The organism is Pedococcus sp. P2_D9 (assembly GCF_056404275.1).
Genome location: NZ_JBFUEI010000001.1, coordinates 155366 through 170616, shown reverse-complemented (window position 1 = coordinate 170616; position 15251 = coordinate 155366). Strand labels below are relative to the sequence as shown.

Annotated in this window: 17 protein-coding genes and 1 riboswitch; of the genes, 6 read left to right on the top strand and 11 right to left on the bottom strand. The window is 70.6% G+C overall.

The window, feature by feature from the left end:
• Positions 1-11: 11 nt before the first annotated feature.
• A complete protein-coding gene (locus tag AC1DXJ_RS00815) occupies positions 12-1841 on the bottom strand; it encodes an ABC transporter ATP-binding protein (RefSeq protein ID WP_477632068.1) in 1830 nt (609 codons plus the stop codon).
• Between the two features lie 69 nt (positions 1842-1910).
• On the opposite strand from AC1DXJ_RS00815, the gene AC1DXJ_RS00810 reads away from it, so the two are divergent.
• A complete protein-coding gene (locus AC1DXJ_RS00810) occupies positions 1911-2555 on the top strand; it encodes a TIGR03085 family metal-binding protein (protein WP_477636174.1) in 645 nt (214 codons plus the stop codon).
• 23 nt (positions 2556-2578) lie between these two features.
• On the opposite strand, the gene hisF is transcribed toward AC1DXJ_RS00810, so the two are convergent.
• Positions 2579-3352, bottom strand: a complete 774-nt coding sequence (gene hisF, locus AC1DXJ_RS00805) for an imidazole glycerol phosphate synthase subunit HisF (RefSeq protein WP_477632067.1) — start codon at positions 3350-3352, stop codon at positions 2579-2581.
• Positions 3353-3383: 31 nt separating this feature from the next.
• Here hisF and AC1DXJ_RS00800 point away from each other — a divergent pair, with 31 nt between their 5' ends.
• The 4 genes from AC1DXJ_RS00800 to AC1DXJ_RS00785 all read left to right on the top strand — a co-directional run bounded on the left by AC1DXJ_RS00800 (position 3384) and on the right by AC1DXJ_RS00785 (position 6944).
• Positions 3384-3965: a nucleoside/nucleotide kinase family protein gene (locus AC1DXJ_RS00800; RefSeq protein ID WP_477632066.1), complete on the top strand. Its 582-nt coding sequence runs from the start codon at positions 3384-3386 to the stop codon at positions 3963-3965.
• 63 nt (positions 3966-4028) lie between these two features.
• Complete coding sequence (locus AC1DXJ_RS00795; protein WP_477612736.1) at positions 4029-4604, top strand: DUF5655 domain-containing protein; 576 nt, start codon at positions 4029-4031, stop codon at positions 4602-4604.
• Position 4605: 1 nt separating this feature from the next.
• Positions 4606-5724, top strand: a complete 1119-nt coding sequence (locus AC1DXJ_RS00790; protein ID WP_477612735.1) for an FUSC family protein — start codon at positions 4606-4608, stop codon at positions 5722-5724.
• Between the two features lie 23 nt (positions 5725-5747).
• Positions 5748-6944, top strand: coding sequence for an MFS transporter (locus AC1DXJ_RS00785; RefSeq protein ID WP_477612734.1), 1197 nt, complete (start codon positions 5748-5750; stop codon positions 6942-6944).
• Positions 6945-6949: 5 nt separating this feature from the next.
• Here the strand turns inward: AC1DXJ_RS00785 and AC1DXJ_RS00780 are convergent, their stop codons facing one another.
• From AC1DXJ_RS00780 to ribD, 8 genes are read right to left on the bottom strand one after another with little or no spacing between them, the layout of a single operon-like run.
• Positions 6950-7459, bottom strand: coding sequence for a PH domain-containing protein (locus tag AC1DXJ_RS00780; RefSeq protein ID WP_477612733.1), 510 nt, complete (start codon positions 7457-7459; stop codon positions 6950-6952).
• Positions 7456-8301, bottom strand: a complete 846-nt coding sequence (hisG, locus tag AC1DXJ_RS00775) for an ATP phosphoribosyltransferase (protein WP_477612732.1) — start codon at positions 8299-8301, stop codon at positions 7456-7458. Before hisG ends, AC1DXJ_RS00780 begins: the two co-directional genes overlap by 4 nt.
• A gap of 14 nt (positions 8302-8315) precedes the next feature.
• Complete coding sequence (locus AC1DXJ_RS00770; protein WP_477636173.1) at positions 8316-8579, bottom strand: phosphoribosyl-ATP diphosphatase; 264 nt, start codon at positions 8577-8579, stop codon at positions 8316-8318.
• Positions 8576-9061 (bottom strand): 6,7-dimethyl-8-ribityllumazine synthase, encoded by a 486-nt coding sequence (gene ribH, locus AC1DXJ_RS00765; RefSeq protein WP_477612730.1) that lies wholly within the window; start codon positions 9059-9061, stop codon positions 8576-8578. The genes AC1DXJ_RS00770 and ribH overlap by 4 nt, the downstream gene beginning before the upstream one ends.
• A complete protein-coding gene (gene ribB, locus AC1DXJ_RS00760; RefSeq protein WP_477636172.1) occupies positions 9058-10284 on the bottom strand; it encodes a 3,4-dihydroxy-2-butanone-4-phosphate synthase in 1227 nt (408 codons plus the stop codon). The genes ribH and ribB overlap by 4 nt, the downstream gene beginning before the upstream one ends.
• A complete protein-coding gene (locus tag AC1DXJ_RS00755; RefSeq protein WP_477636171.1) occupies positions 10281-10985 on the bottom strand; it encodes a nicotinamide mononucleotide transporter family protein in 705 nt (234 codons plus the stop codon). Before AC1DXJ_RS00755 ends, ribB begins: the two co-directional genes overlap by 4 nt.
• Complete coding sequence (locus tag AC1DXJ_RS00750; RefSeq protein WP_477636170.1) at positions 10982-11584, bottom strand: riboflavin synthase; 603 nt, start codon at positions 11582-11584, stop codon at positions 10982-10984. Before AC1DXJ_RS00750 ends, AC1DXJ_RS00755 begins: the two co-directional genes overlap by 4 nt.
• Positions 11584-12609, bottom strand: coding sequence for a bifunctional diaminohydroxyphosphoribosylaminopyrimidine deaminase/5-amino-6-(5-phosphoribosylamino)uracil reductase RibD (gene ribD, locus AC1DXJ_RS00745; RefSeq protein ID WP_477636169.1), 1026 nt, complete (start codon positions 12607-12609; stop codon positions 11584-11586). The genes AC1DXJ_RS00750 and ribD overlap by 1 nt, the downstream gene beginning before the upstream one ends.
• A gap of 121 nt (positions 12610-12730) precedes the next feature.
• Positions 12731-12859, bottom strand: a riboswitch (FMN riboswitch).
• Positions 12860-13073: 214 nt separating this feature from the next.
• Between ribD and AC1DXJ_RS00740 the strand changes: the two genes are divergently transcribed.
• Positions 13074-14486 (top strand): HNH endonuclease signature motif containing protein, encoded by a 1413-nt coding sequence (locus AC1DXJ_RS00740; RefSeq protein WP_477636168.1) that lies wholly within the window; start codon positions 13074-13076, stop codon positions 14484-14486.
• Between the two features lie 43 nt (positions 14487-14529).
• On the opposite strand, the gene rpe is transcribed toward AC1DXJ_RS00740, so the two are convergent.
• Entirely contained in the window at positions 14530-15186 is a 657-nt protein-coding gene (rpe, locus tag AC1DXJ_RS00735; protein ID WP_477636167.1) for a ribulose-phosphate 3-epimerase, read from the bottom strand.
• Positions 15187-15251: the final 65 nt, after the last annotated feature.

Genomic DNA, 15251 nt, shown 5'->3' with positions numbered 1-15251 from the left:
GATGGAGGTGCTCACGCGGACGCCCCTTCCTCGTCGGCGGCGAGGGCAGCGCGCTCGGCAGCCTCTCGAGCGTAGGCCGTGACGAGCCGCTGGTAGCCGACGCACCGCTCCTCGAGCTCGCGATGCGTGCCGTGGTCGACCACCCGCCCACCTTCGACGTAGACGATCTGGTCGGCGAGCGTGATCGTCGACATCCGGTAGGCGACGACGAGCACCGAGGTGCCGGCACTGGACCGTCGCAGGCCGGCCAGGATCGCCTGTTCGACCGCCGGGTCCACGGCACTGGTGGCGTCGTCGAGGACGAGCAGCTGAGGCCGGCGGATCACGGCCCGGGCCAACGCGATCCGCTGGCGCTGACCGCCCGACAGGGAGGTGCCGCGCTCGCCCACCCGGGTCTCGATGCCGAGGGGTAGGTCCTTCACGAACCCGGTCGCCTGCGCGATCTCCAGCGCCTCCCACACCTCGGCGTCGGCGTAGTCGCCGCCCAGCGCGACGTTGCCGCTGACCGTGTCGTCGAACATGAACGTCTGCTGTGGCACCAGCGCCGCCGCCGCGGAGACCCCTCCGCGGGCGATCTCCCGAAGGTCGAAACCGTCAATGGTCACGTGCCCGCGATGCGGGTCGACCAGGCGCAGCGTGAGGTTGGTCAGCGTCGTCTTGCCCGAGCCTGTGGGCCCGACCAGGGCGACCGTCGACCCCGCGGGGACCTCGAGCGAGACACCGTGGATGGCCTGGAAGGTGCCCTCCTCGCCTGCCTCGTCGACGATGTCATAGGAGTAGTCGACCCCCCTCAGCTCGGCGTGCGAGGAGCCTCGACGCGGCAGCTGCGTCTCACCGAAGGCCAGCTCACCACGGGCCTTGAGGACCGCATCGACCCGGTCCCAGCCGACGACCGTGCGCGGGAGCTCTCCGAGCACCCAGCCGAGGGCGCGCACGGGGAAGGCGAGCACCGAGATGAGGTAGGCCACCTGGACGACCGCCGCGGGAGTGAGGGCACCGGAGGCGACCTGGTGGGCGCCCACGGCGAGGACGGCGAGCGTGCCGAGCGTCGGGATGGACTCGATGACCGGGTCGAAGGTCCCCCGGGTGCGGCCGACCTCGACGTTGGCCCGCTGCAGCCGTCGGGTGACCTCCTCGAACCGGTCGGACTCCTGCTGCTCGCGCCCCATCGACTTGACGATGAGCGCTGCCTCGAAGCTCTCGTGGGCGACTTCGCTGACCTCGGCGCGGAGCTGCTGCGCCCGGGAGACCCGCGGTGACATGGCCCGCTGGAACACCATGTTCGCGAGGAACAGCAACGGGAAGACGGTCAGGCCGATGATGGCCATCACGGGGTCGACGAGGACCATCTGCACGATGCCGGCCACCAGCATGACGATCACGCCGATCGCCATCGGCAGTGGGGCGAAGACGTTCCACGTCGCCTCGACATCGGCGTTGGCGTTGGACAAGAGCTGCCCGGAGGGGTGCCGGTGGTGCCAGGCGAGCGGGAGCCGGAGGTACTGCCGCGTCACCTCGCGGCGGAACCCGGCAGCGACGTTGTACATCGTGTAGCCGGCGGCGATCCGCCGGATCACGACCCCCACCACGTTGATGACCACGACCCCGGCGATCCATCCGAAGATGGTCCACAGCTGGGTCGCGGTGGCGTGCCCTGCGGCGACAGCCGGCTGGACCTGCTCACGCGTCACCTTGCCGATGGCCCAGGCCGTCAGCACGGTCATCACGCCGTAGAGCGTGCTCCCGGCCACCGCCAGCGCGAACCAGCGTGGCTCGCGCCGGATCCCGACGCCCACGATGCCGAGGCTGCGGCGCAGCGACGGCGCGGCGTCGACGGACACAACGAACCTCCGGATCAGGCACAAGGGTGGGAAGAGCAACCTTCTCATGTGCCGGGCATGATGGCGTCCATGACCCACCTCGCCCGGCTCGAGCGCGACGCCCTGTGTGACACCTTCCTGACCACCGGGCCGGACGCGCCCACCCTGTGCTCCCCGTGGACGACGGCCGACCTCGCGGCCCACCTCGTGGTGCGTGAGCGCCGACCGGACCTGGCGCCGGGCATCTGGGTCCCCGCCCTGGCCTCACGGCTCGAGGACGGCATGGCCGAGTACGCCGCCAAGCCGTGGAACGAGCTCGTCGACCTCGTGCGTTCGGGGCCGCCGGCCTGGTCCCCGACCCAGAACAGCCGGGTCGACAACGCGGTCAACCTCGTGGAGTTCTTCGTCCACCACGAGGACGTCCTGCGTGGTGACGAGCAGGTGGGACCTCGCAGGGAGCTGACCGAGCGAGAGAGCCGCGCCCTCTGGAAGACGTTGTCCCGCATGGGCAAGCTCTTCTTCCGCCGCAGTCCGGTGGGTGTCGTCCTCAGCACCCCGGAGGGCAAGACCCTCCATGCCAAGGACACGACCGACCTCGGCACGGTCGTGATCGAGGGCCACCCGTCCGAGCTGCTCCTGGCTGCCTACGGCCGCCGCCGCGTGGCCGCGCTCGAGGTGACGGGCAGCGACGCCGCCATCGAAGCGCTGTGGGACGCCCCGCTCGGCCTGACCTGACCCGCTGCGGAAAACGACCGCGGTCAACGCACTGGTATGCCGCCCTCCCGCAGGGCCTCCTTGACCTCACCGATGGTGAGCTCGCCGAAGTGGAAGACACTGGCGGCCAGCACGGCGTCCGCCCCAGCACGCACGGCAGGGGCGAAGTGGTCGACTCGTCCGGCTCCCCCACTGGCGATCAGGGGGATCCGCACCGCTCGGCGGACCTGCTCGATGAGCTCGAGGTCGAAACCGTCCTTGGTACCGTCGGCATCCATCGAGTTGAGCAGGATCTCACCGGCGCCGAGCTCGGCCGCGCGGGCGCACCACTCGATCGCGTCCAGCCCCGCACTCTGGCGACCACCATGCGTCGTGACCTCGAACCCCGTGGTCGGCGAGCCGGAGTTGTCGCGGCGACGCCGGACGTCGGCAGACAGCACCAGCACCTGCGAGCCGAACCTGTCGGCCACCTCGGAGATGAGCTCGGGGCGGGCAATCGCGGCCGTGTTCACGCCCACCTTGTCCGCACCGGCCCGCAGCAGCCGGTCGACGTCGTCGACGGTGCGCACTCCCCCGCCGACGGTCAGCGGGATGAAGACCTGCTCCGCGGTGCGACGCACGATGTCGTAGGTCGTCTCGCGGTTGGCACTGCTGGCGGTCACGTCGAGGAAGGTGAGCTCGTCGGCGCCCTGCTCGCCGTAGGCCTTGGCGAGCTCGACGGGGTCGCCCGCATCGCGCAGGTTGGCGAAGTTGACTCCCTTCACCACCCTGCCGGCGTCCACGTCGAGGCACGGGATGACACGGGTCGCAACACTCACTACGCGAGCCTAGCGATCTAGTCTGGAACACATGCCCAGCGACCAGATAACGGAAGCAGTCGCGGTCATCGTCACGCTGGTCGATGCCAGCGAAGCACTCTGTGGCACAACACACCTCATCTGCATCGACGGACCCAGCGGCGCCGGCAAGACGACCCTGGCGAGCGCTGTGGCGGCTGCCCTCGCAGCGCCCACCGTGCACATGGACGACCTCTACCCCGGCTGGGGCGGGCTGCGTGCCGGCACGCAGCGGGTCCAGGAGTGGATCGTCGGGCCGCTCACGCTCGGCCACCCGGCCCGTTACCGGCGGTGGGACTGGGCCACCGACCGGTATGCCGAGTGGGTGCAGCTGCCGTCGTCGGAGGTGGTGGTCCTCGAGGGGTGCGGGGCGGGCGCCCTCCCGGCCGGGAAGGCGGCATCCGTCCTGGTGTGGGTCGAGGCCGAGGAGTCCGTGCGCAAGGCGAGAGGCATCGCCCGCGACGCCGTCTTCGCCCAGTTCTGGGACGGCTGGGCCGTCCAGGAACGCCGCCTCTACGAGGCGGACCGCACCTGGGAGCGGGCCGACCTCTATCTCGACACGACCCTGGACCGGCGGCAGCAGCTCAGTCGCTGACCGTCCCAGCTCCGTCGACCGTCCTCGACGCCGCGGTGAGCACGCGGCATACATAATCGGGGCATGGAACCGGCAGACATGATGGCGGCCGTCACGACCTCCATGGAGGAACGCACTGGTCGTTCGCTGGACGAGTGGGTGGCGTTGGTGCGTGAGTCCGGCCCCGACCCCCTGGACCAGCGGGCCGTCCGCGCCTGGCTCAAGGAGGTGCACGGCGTCCCGCAGAACTCGCAGTGGGCCATCGCGGATGCCGCTGCCACCGGTGCGGGCTGGCAGCGTCCGGACGTCGACGCCTACACGGATGCGCTCTACAGCGGGTCGAAGGCGCACCTGCGTGCGATCCACGACGCTGTCATGACCTTGGCCGAAGCCCTCGGCGAGGACGCCAGGCGCGAGGGGCGAGGCACCTACATCCCGGTCATCCGCAAGACCCAGTTCGTCGCCGTCGCCCCAGGTCCGCGCGGGACCGTGCGTGTGGGGTTCCGCTTCCGCGGGAGCCCCCCTGAGGACGAACGCCTGTCTCCCGCGAGGGGTTTCGCGCAGGCAACCCACTGGCTCCACCTGGCCGCCGATGCCGACGAGGACGACCTCCGCTCGCTGGAGCCCCTGCTCGAGGCGGCCTACCGCCAGAACGGCTGACGTGCCCAGCGCCGACCTCGCCCGCGCCGCCGCCCGCTCCCGAAGGGAGGCGCGCGCCCGCACCGACCGGCTGCTCAGCCGGATGTTCTTCATCGTCCAGTGCGGCCTCGGCGCGGCCACCGCCTGGTGGGTGGCCAGCTCGGTCCTGCACCACACCCGGCCTTTCTTCGCCCCGGTGACGGCAATGATCTCCCTGGGGATGTCGTTCGGCCAGCGACTGCGCCGAGTGACCGAGGTGATGATCGGCGTGGCGGTCGGCGTCTTCGTCGGCGACGTCTTCGTCCACTTCTTCGGGTCCGGGTTCTGGCAGATCGTGGTCGTCGTCGTGCTCGCGATGAGTGTCGCCGCCCTCCTCGGCGCCGGGATGCTGCTCATCACCCAGGCCGGGGTGCAGTCCGTCATCGTCACCACCTTGGTGGCCGGGTCCGGGCAGGCGTTCACCCGCTGGCTCGACGCCGTCGTCGGAGGGGTCGTGGCCCTGCTCTTCACCCTGGTCGCCCCGGCTGCCCCGCTGCGCAAACCGCGACAGCAGGCCGCGCTGGTGGTCCACGAGATCGGCGAGATCCTCGCCGACACGGCGCGTTCGCTGAGGGAGCACGACGCCGACCTCGCCTCGGCCACGCTCGCCCGCGCCCGCGACTCAGAGTCGATGCTCGACGAGGCCAGGACGTTGTCCGCCGAGGGGGTGGCGGTCGTCCGGCTCTCACCGTTCAGGCGGCGCCACCTCCCCGGCGTGCAGGCCATCGCCGACCTGCTCGAACCCCTCGACCGCGCCATCCGCAACCTGCGAGTCCTGGTCCGCCGGGCCGCGATCGCGACCTGGCGTGGGGAAGAGGTCCCCACGGCATACCTGCGGCTGTTGGATGCCCTCGCCGAGACGAGCGAGGACATCGCTCATGAGCTCGGCGAACGTCGACTCCCCACCAACGCGCGGGTCGGGCTGCAACGGATCGGTGAGGCCAGCGCCGTCATCGACGCGTCGGCGGGGCTGTCCGGCGAGGTGATGCGCGCTCAGATCCGGTCGATGGTGGTCGACCTGCTGATGCTCACCGGCATGCCGCTCACGCAGGCTCGTGACCTGGTGCCCGAGTCGATGTCGACCGGACGGCAGGAGGACTGAGCGGGGCTGCGAGACTGACGGCGATGTCTTCCCGTCCCAGCCCCCACCTGCCCCCCGTCTGGCTGATGGCCCTGGCCCTGGTCGCGGTGGCTGCCAACCTGCGCACCGCCATGGCCAGCGTCCCGCCACTCACCGAGTCCATCGCGGGCGACCTCGGCCTGTCCAACACAGCCCTCGGCGCGCTCACCACCCTGCCGGTCCTGTGCATGGGGCTGTTCGCGCCCTTCGCACAACGGATCGCCGCCCGCCTCGGCGCAGCGGCCTCCATCGAGCTGTCCATCGCATCCGTGGCCGTGGGGCTGGCGCTGCGCTTCGCAGGCGGCGCCACGTGGCCACTGTATGCCGGGACCTTCCTCGCGGGCGTAGGCATCGCCATCGGCGGCACCCTCCTCCCGGGCCTGGTCAAGGAGCTGTTCCCCCCTGAGCGGGCCGGGCTCGTCACTGGTCTCTACATGCTGGCGATGATGGGTGGCGCCGGTTCGTCCTCCGCGTTGTCGGTGCCGCTCGAGGGGTGGCTGGGATCGTGGCAGGCCGCGCTGGGATCGTGGTCAGTCCTCGCCCTCGTGGGGGTCCTGGCGTGGGTGCCGGTCCTGACGGGGCACGCCCGGCACCGTGCGGCGAACCCGTCGGTGCTGGCCCCCGTCGGGCTGCCCTGGCGACACGTCACCGCTTGGCTCGTGGCGGGCTACCTCGCGGTGCAGTCCGTCGAGTTCTACTCCACGCTGGCCTGGCTCGCCCCGTCGTACACCGCGCGCGGCTGGGACCCGACCCACGCGGGCTACCTTCTCTCGGTCTTCACAGCCGCCCAGCTCGTGTCCGGGCTCGCGGCACCGGCGCTGACCGACAAGATCACCGACCGCCGGGTGCTGCTCTTGTCGGCGGCCGTGCTCGGGCTCCTGGGACAGTCCGGGCTGTGGCTCGCACCTACGGCAGCCCCGTGGGTCTGGGCCACGGTGTTGGGATTCGGCCAAGGCGCGTCCTTCGCGCTCGGGCTGGTGCTCATGGTCGACTACGCAGGCACTCCTGCTGCCAGCGGGCGGCTGGCGGGGATGGCCTTCTTCGTCAGCTACACGGTCGCCTCGTTCGGGCCGGCGATGATGGGAACGGTCCGGGACGTGTCGGGGTCCTTCACGGCCGTCTGGGGTGCGCTGACCGTCCTCATGCTCGGCCAGGTCGCGTTCTCCTCGCTGCTCCGGCCAGGGCTGCGCAAGGTCGACTGACCGAGTCAGTCCAGGGTCACGTCGGGACTGGTGGCCGAGGGGCCGAGGGCCTGGACGAGGGCGGCGAGGCGGCCGGCCTCCGCGCGCCCGAAGCCCGAGTCCGCCTTCTGGATCGCCATGACGGCCACCGTGTCGGTGTCGGACAGGGCGATGGTCACCCACGGGTCGCCACCCGAGAACCGCACGTCGACGATCTCGCGCCAGGCCACGGTGCGGGTGGTGAAGAGGTTGCGGACGGTCAGGGAGTCGCGCGTCGGGACCGCCCTGATCGAGGCGAACCGCCACAGCAGCACTGCGATCGCGACCCCGACCGCGGCGAAGAAGATCCTGTCACCGGTGCGCCACGTCCCACCCTGCGCCGGCCCGGGCAGCAGCAGCGCGATCACGCCGAAGACCACGAGGGTGGCAGCGGCGAACGCATAGGCGACGGACCGTCCCCGTCGCGCCCGGAAGACCGCAAAGGCTGCCTGCTCGTCCGCGCTGGCGGCCCGACCCGACGGGGTCACGGTGGTCACAACCGGCAGGCAGCGATGTCGGTCACCAGGATCGCCCGCGCCCCGAGGTCGTAGAGCTCGTCCATGATGGCGTTGGTCCGCACTCGCGGGACCATCGCCCGCACGGCGGCCCACTCCTTGTTCTGGAGGGCTGAGACGGTGGGCGACTCCAGTCCTGGGGTGATGGCACAGGCTGCCTCGACGAGGTCGACAGGGACGTCGTAGTCGAGCATCACGTAGTGACGCGCCGTGACCACCCCGGTGAGGCGACGACGCAGCACGTCCACCGCGGCTGTCTCGTGAGAGCCCTCGCGACGGATGAGGACGGCCTCGCTGCGCAGGATCTCCTCACCGAAGACCTCGAGCCCCTGCTGCCGCAACGTCGTGCCGGTCTCGACGACATCCGCGATCACGTCGGCGACGCCCAGGGTGATGGCGGTCTCGACCGCGCCGTCGAGACGGACCACCTCAGCGCTGACTCCCTGGTCGGCGAGGTGCTTCCCCACGAGCCCCGGATAGCTCGTCGCGACCCGGTGACCGGAGATCTCGGCGACGCTCGCGCAGGTGCCGGGCTTCGCGGCATACCGGAAGGTCGAACCCCCGAAGCCGAGCGTCATGACCTCGATCGCCGCACTGCCGGCGTCGAGCAGCAGGTCGCGGCCGGTGACACCGCAGTCCACGGTGCCGGACCCGACGTAGACAGCGATGTCACGGGGACGCAGGTAGAAGAACTCGACCTCGTTGTCCGCGTCGGTGAGGACGAGCTCCTTGGTGTCACGACGCGTGCGGTATCCCGCCTCGCGCAGCATCTCGACCGCGGGCTCGGACAGGGAACCCTTGTTGGGCACAGCAATTCGCAGCATGTCCGTGAAGTCCTTTAGAGGTGTGCGTAGACGTCGTCGAGGGTGATGTCGGAAGCGACCATGAGCACCTGGAGGTGGTAGAGCAGCTGGCTGATCTCCTCCGCCGCGCGGTCCTTGCCCTCGTGCTCGGCAGCCATCCAGACCTCGGCGGCTTCCTCCACGATCTTCTTGCCGATCTCGTGCACGCCGGCGTCCAGCGCGCGCACGGTGCCCGAGCCCTCGGGTCGGTTCACCGCCTTCTCGGCCAGCTCGGCATACAGATCGTCGAAAGTCTTCACGGGCCAAGGGTACGGGGAGCGAGGGTGCCGAGGGTGACCGCGGTCGCCACCGCGGCCATCGCCGCCTCGTGCCCCTTGTCCTCACTGGATCCGGACAGCCCGGCACGGTCGAGTGCCTGGGCGTCGTCGTCGCACGTGAGCACCCCGAACCCGACGGGAACCCCGGTGCGGACACTGACCTGCGCCAGCCCGTGCGTGACCCCCGAGCAGACGTAGTCGAAGTGCGGTGTGCCACCGCGGATCACGACGCCGAGGGCCACGAGTGCGTCGTGTGCGGGCGCGAGACGCGCGCAGGCCACGGTCAGCTCGACCGTGCCCGGCACCCGGACGAGCAGGACGTCCTCGACCCCCGCCTCGGCGAGGGCACGCTGGGCGCCTGCGACCAAGCCGTCCATGACCTCGGTGTGCCACGAGGCCGCCACGATGGCGACTCGCAGGCCCGACCCGTCGGCGGTGAGGGCAGGCGCGCCGTGACCGCTCACGCGCTGGCTCCCTGGTCGCTCGCGTCAACGACGAGGTCGTGCCCCATCCGATCGCGCTTGGTCCGCAGGTAGGCACGGTTGGCGGGGTTGGGCGCGATCGAGAGGCGCTCGACGGCCGCGACCTCGATCCCGTATCCCTGCAACGCCGCGACCTTGGCCGGGTTGTTGGTCAGCAACCGGACCGCACCCAGACCGAGCGCGCTGAGGATGGCCGCGCCGGCGGCATACTCCCTGCCGTCGATCGGCAGGTCGAGCTCCAGCTGGGCGTCGACGGTGTCGAGGCCGGCGTCCTGCAGGGCGTAGGCCTGAAGCTTCGAGACGAGCCCCACGCCACGGCCCTCGTGTCCACGCAGGTAGACGAGCACACCGCCCTCGGCGGCGATCCGCTCCATGGATCGCTCGAGCTGTGGCCCGCAGTCGCACCTCAGGGAGCCGAAGGCGTCACCGGTGAGGCATTCGGAGTGCAGTCGCACCAGCGGGTTCGGCCCGGTGGCACCGCGCGGGCTGATCAGCGCCACGTGCTCGTCACCGGTGAGCTTGTCGCGGAACCCGATCGCCGAGAAGTCGCCGTGCCGGGTGGGCAGGGTCGTCTCGGCGAGGGTCTCGACGCGGTCGTGCAGCTGCCGCCACGCGATCAGCTGCTCGATGGTGACGACGGGGAGGTTGGTGACCGCCCCGGTCGCCAGCACCTCGGGCAGGCGCATCATCGTGCCGTCGTCGTTGACGAGCTCGCCGATCGCGCCGACGGGCGCGAGCCCAGCGAGCCGGCAGAGGTCGACGGCTGCCTCGGTGTGACCGGGCCGCTCCAGCACCCCGCCCGGCTTGGCACGCAACGGGATCACGTGACCGGGACGCACGAAAGACTCGGTCGTCGACGACGGTTCTGCCAGCAGCCGGATGGTCTGCGCCCGATCGGCGGCACTGATGCCCGTGGTCACGCCCGCCGCGGCGTCGATGGTCACGGTGTACGCAGTCCGCAGCGGGTCACGGTTGTCGGCGACCATCAGCGGAAGCCCGAGCCGGTCCGCTGCCTCGCTGGTGATCGGGGCGCAGACGTAGCCACTGGTGTGGCGGATCGTCCAGGCCAGCCACTCGTCCGTCAGGGTCTGGGCGGCGAGGATGACGTCGCCCTCGTTCTCGCGGTCCTCGCTGTCGGTGACCAGCACCGGACGCCCTTCGCGCAGCGCCGCGAGGGCCGCCTCGACGGTGGCCAGACCGATCATGCCGACACCTCACTCAGCTCGGGAGCGGGGTCGCGCTCCTCACGGGAAGCCTTGAGCCAGACGAAGAAGCCGTAGACGACCAAGCCTCCGTAGACGACGAACAGGATGGCCGTCGGGTAGTACTTCGAGTGCCAGAGCAGGGGCACACCGACGAGGTCGACGGCGATCCACGCCAGCCAGAAGTCGTTCCAGCCGCGGGCCATCGCGTAGGTCGCGACCATCGAGCCGACGAAGATCCAGGCGTCGCACCAGAAGTACCAGCGTGGCGCCGGCCAGCCGGCTCCGATCACGGAGAAGACCCACTGGAACACCAGCACGCCCGCGGCGGCCGCGACCAGGTATGCCACCCGCTCCTGGAGCGTGGCCCAGCGCGGCGTGATCGCGGCGGCGGAGAGGTCATGACGTGCCTTGCGCTGCTCGGTCCACCGCCACCACCCGTAGACGCTGGTCAGGATGAAGAAGACCTGCCTGCCGGCCTGGCCGAACAACGGCTGCTGCGCCTGTGCGTCGAAGGTCGCACCGATGAAGACCGTGAACAGGAGGACGTTGCCGACGATGCCGATCGGCCAGGCCCAGACTCGTCGTCGCAACCCGCCGATGGCGGAGGCGAAGCCGAAGGCGTTGCCGACGATCTCGCGCCACGTGATGGGGTGGCCGGCGATCGTCAGGTGCGCCTCGTAGAGCCGACTGAAGATGTTCATGCGGAGGTCTCCTTGGAGGTGAGCAGGCGTTCGACGTACTTGGCGAGGACATCAACCTCGAGGTTGACGGTGTCGCCAACTTCCTTGTGTCCCAACGTGGTGAGGCTGAGCGTGGTGGGGATCAGCGAGACGCTGAACGTCGCGTCGTCGACGGAGGAGACCGTGAGACTGACGCCGTCGACGGTGATCGACCCCTTTTCGACGACGTAGCGGGCAAGGGCGTTCGGCAGGCCGAACTGCACGACCTCCCACCGCTCCCCCGGCGTTCGCGCGAGGATCCGGGTCGTGCCATCGACGTGGCCCTGGACGATGTGGCCGCCGAACCTGCTCGAGGCTGCCATGGCGCGCTCGAGGTTGACGGGGTCGCCGGCGCTGAGGGTGCCGAGGCTGCTGCGGTCGAGGGTCTCGGCCATGACGTCGACGGTGAACTGCTCGGAGTCGTGCTCCACGACGGTCAGGCAGACGCCGTTGACGGCGATGGAGGCGCCGTGCTCGGCGTCGGACGTGACGAGTGGTCCGGCCACCGTCAGTCGGGCCGAGTCGGCACCCGCGTCGAGGGCAACGACCCGGCCGAGCTCCTCGACGATTCCCGTGAACATCAGCGAGCCCCCTTCAGTGATGCCGTGATCCGCACGTCGTCGCCGATCAGGGTGATGTCGGTCGGCTGCAGGCGGAGCGCATGGTCGATCGACGTGATCCCCAGGTCGCTGACCGACGGGCGGCCGCGCCCCAACAGGACGGGCGCGACGTAGGCCACGAGCTCGTCGACCAGGTCGGCCGCCATGAACGCAGCCGCGACGGTGGGACCCCCCTCGAGCCAGAGGTGGTGCACCTCGGCCTCGGCGAGCGCCGACAGGACGTCCTTGGGGTCGCGCGTCCGCAGCTGCCAGGTGGGAGCCGCGTCGTCGAGCACTCGGGCGTCCGGCGGGAGGTCACGCTCGCCCATGACCACCCGGATCGGCTGCTCGGGGTAGAGCGAGCCGTCGAGACGTCGCGCGGTCAACTGTGGGTTGTCGAGCAGCGCCGTGCCGGTCCCCACGAGGATCGCCCCACTGCGGGAGCGCTGCTCGTGGACGTCGGCCCGGGCGGCCTCGCCGGTGATCCACTGGCTGGTCCCGTCAGCCGCCGCACTGCGACCGTCGAGCGTGGTCGCGAGCTTCCAGGTCACCCACGGGCGCCCGGTGGTGACCAGATGGGTCCACGTCGCGTTCAGGGCCTGTGCCTCGTCGGCCAGCAGGCCGCCTTCGACCTTGACACCCCTCCTGCGCAGCCACTTGGCCCCACCCGCGGCGGCCGGGTTGGGGTCGGTCTGGGCATAGACCACCCGAGCCACACCCGCGGCATGCAGGGCCGCCGCGCAGGGTTGGGTCCGCCCGCTGTGGTTGCACGGCTCCAGGGTGACGTAGGCCGTGCACCCCGCCGCGCGCTCCCCTGCGGCGCTCAGGGCGTCGGCCTCGGCGTGGGGCGTCCCCGCGCCGCGGTGCCAGCCGGCGGCCACGACGTCGCCGGCGGCGTCCGCGAGGACGCACCCGACGCGTGGGTTGGGGTTGGCCCGGGGGCCATGGGCAGCCAGCCCCAGGGCACGACGCATCATCGCCGTGTCTGTCGCGGAGTGCTCTGCCACTGTCCTGCCCTTGCTCGAAACCGTGTCGGTTGAGCTCCGGGGGTGTGCAGGCGGGCCTGCTGGCGAGGGTCGGAACGCAGGGTCGGCAACTGCCGCACTGCGAACCCACTGGTCCCGCTGTCGCGTGCTGCCTACCATCCGGACTTTCACCGTCGGTCTGGGAGTTCCACCCAGTCAACCGGCCGCTGGCTGCGGTCGGGTCGCGGACTGTCACCGCCGGTTCGGAATTACACCGACCCCGGAGCACGTCAGTGTCCAGTATGCCGCAGCACGGCTGGGTGCGCGCCGTCCCGTCCGCGTGACGGTCCTCACGAAGGGGGCAGCCAGGAGAACACTTGCCAGCTCTGCCTGAGCCTCTACCACATACCTCTGACATGGGTAGGGCCGCGAAATGGATTGCGCCACAACAGAATTGGTTGTGGATGGTCTTGTCGTTGCCATTCGAACAGGTGTACGATTGAGCCATGTCGGTCAGCGCTATCGCCACGCAGCGGGAGGAGGTCCAGCAGGACCTCTGGACCCGTACGGCAATGGTGGCTGGGCAGCTCAACCGGGCCCACGCCGAGCTGGCCGACATCGTCGCGAAGCTGATTGAGGGTGGGCACTGGGGCGACGGCGGTTTCCGCTCCCCCGAGCACTACCTGATCGTCCGAGCCGGCCTGTCCCCCGCGCACGCCCGCGACGTCGTCGCGGTGGCCCGACGCCGCGCGGAGCTGCCGGATGCAGCCGCGGCGGTGAGCGCTGGTGCGCTGTCGATCGATACCGCAGCCGTGTTGGCCCACCACGTGCCGGCCAGCCACCAGGCATCGATGACCCACCTCGCTCGGCACGCCACGGTGCCGCAGCTAAGGCGAGCCGTGAGTCGACACGCGTTCCACGACTCGGGCTCCGAAACGGAAGCCACCCCTCAGGACGTCAGCCGTCCCAGAGACGCCATCGAGACTGAGCCGGAGCGCCTGGCGTGTGCCAAGCCAGAGCTGTCCATGCACTACGACCGAGATGGCCGGTTCCAGCTCCGCTACAGCGCGCCCGCGACGATCGGGGCGCTCGTCGAACAGGCCGTCAAGGAGGCCAAGGACGCCTTGTTCGTCCAGCAGCGGGACGGCGACCCGCCTGCAGCCCCTCAACCCACCTACGCCGATGGCCTCGCGGAGGTCGCGCAGCGGTCCTTGGCCGGCGTTGCCTCCACGAGCCGCGCCAGCCACTACAAGGTCTACCTCCACCTGGACACGGACGGCGCCTGGATCAACGGCGGGGGCGCCATCCCGACCCGGCTCGTCCAGCGGTTCCTCACGGACGGCGCGCTCCAGCCAGTGTGGGAGACGCAGGGGCGACCGATCAGCGTCGGCCGCACGATGCGCATCCTCCCCCGGCGCTCACGCAGGCTGATCGAGGACCGCGACCGCGGATGCCGGTTTCCAGGATGCACCGCAACCCGGTTCGTCGAGATCCACCACCTCGACGACTGGGCCCACGGTGGCGCCACAGACGACGACAACCAGATCAGCCTCTGTCCGTTCCACCACGACGCCATCGATCGCGGGGACTTCACCGTCACCGGAGACCCGACTCGCCACGATGGGCTCGTCGTCGTGAATCGCTACGGGCACCAGTTGCGACCGCCAGGGCCTGACGAGCTCGCCCCACCGGACGAGGGTTCGCGCGAGTGCGACGACAGGGTCACGACCTACCGACCACCGTCGGGGGAACGAGCTCGCTGGGCTGAGATCGAGATTCCCTCCGATCGCGAGCTCGAGGACACCTTCACGCCGCGCCTGCGCGTTGTCTCAGGCGCAGCCGAGAGATCCGCCGCCGGGCCAGCAGTGATCGAGCGCGACCCCTTCGATGCGATCCACCGCTGGGACGAGTCCGGCTGACGGCCCCAGGACACGGCCGGGACCGACGAGGATGCCGGTCTGCTCAGTGGGCGTGCGTCGCCGCCAGGGCGCGCAGCTCGTCCACCGCGGCGGCCGCGTCCTCGGCACCGTAGACGGCCGATCCCGCGACGAACACGTCGGCACCTGCCTCGGCGCACTCCTCGATGGTCTTGGCCGACACCCCCCCGTCGACCTGCACCCAGACCTCGCCACCGAGGCGCCGCACCGCCTCGCGCACTTGGGCCACCTTCGGCATCTGGTCGGCCATGAAGGACTGTCCCCCGAAACCGGGCTCCACGGTCATGACGAGCACCATGTCCAGGTCGGGCAGGAGGTCCTCGTACGGCGCGAAGGGGGTCCCCGGCTTGATGGCCATGCCCGCCCGGACATCCAGGGCGCGGAGGTTCTTCGCCAGGGCGCGCGGGTCGCGAGCGGCCTCGATGTGGAACGTGACGGACGCGCCGCCCGCCTCGGCATACATGGGGGCCCAGCGGTCGGGGTCGTCGATCATCAGGTGGCAGTCCAGCGGGATCGGGCTCACCTTCGCGAGGGCCTCGACGACAGGGAGTCCCAGGGTGAGGTTCGGCACGAAGTGGCCGTCCATCACGTCGACGTGCGCCCAGTCGGCGTTGGCGATGCGGCCCAGTTCGCTCTCGAGGTTCGCGAAGTCGGCGGAAAGGATGCTCGGCGAGATCTGCACGGCCGACACTGTATCCGCCCGCGAACGCGGCGACGGGGCGGGCGTCGTCGGGGGCGGCGGAGGTG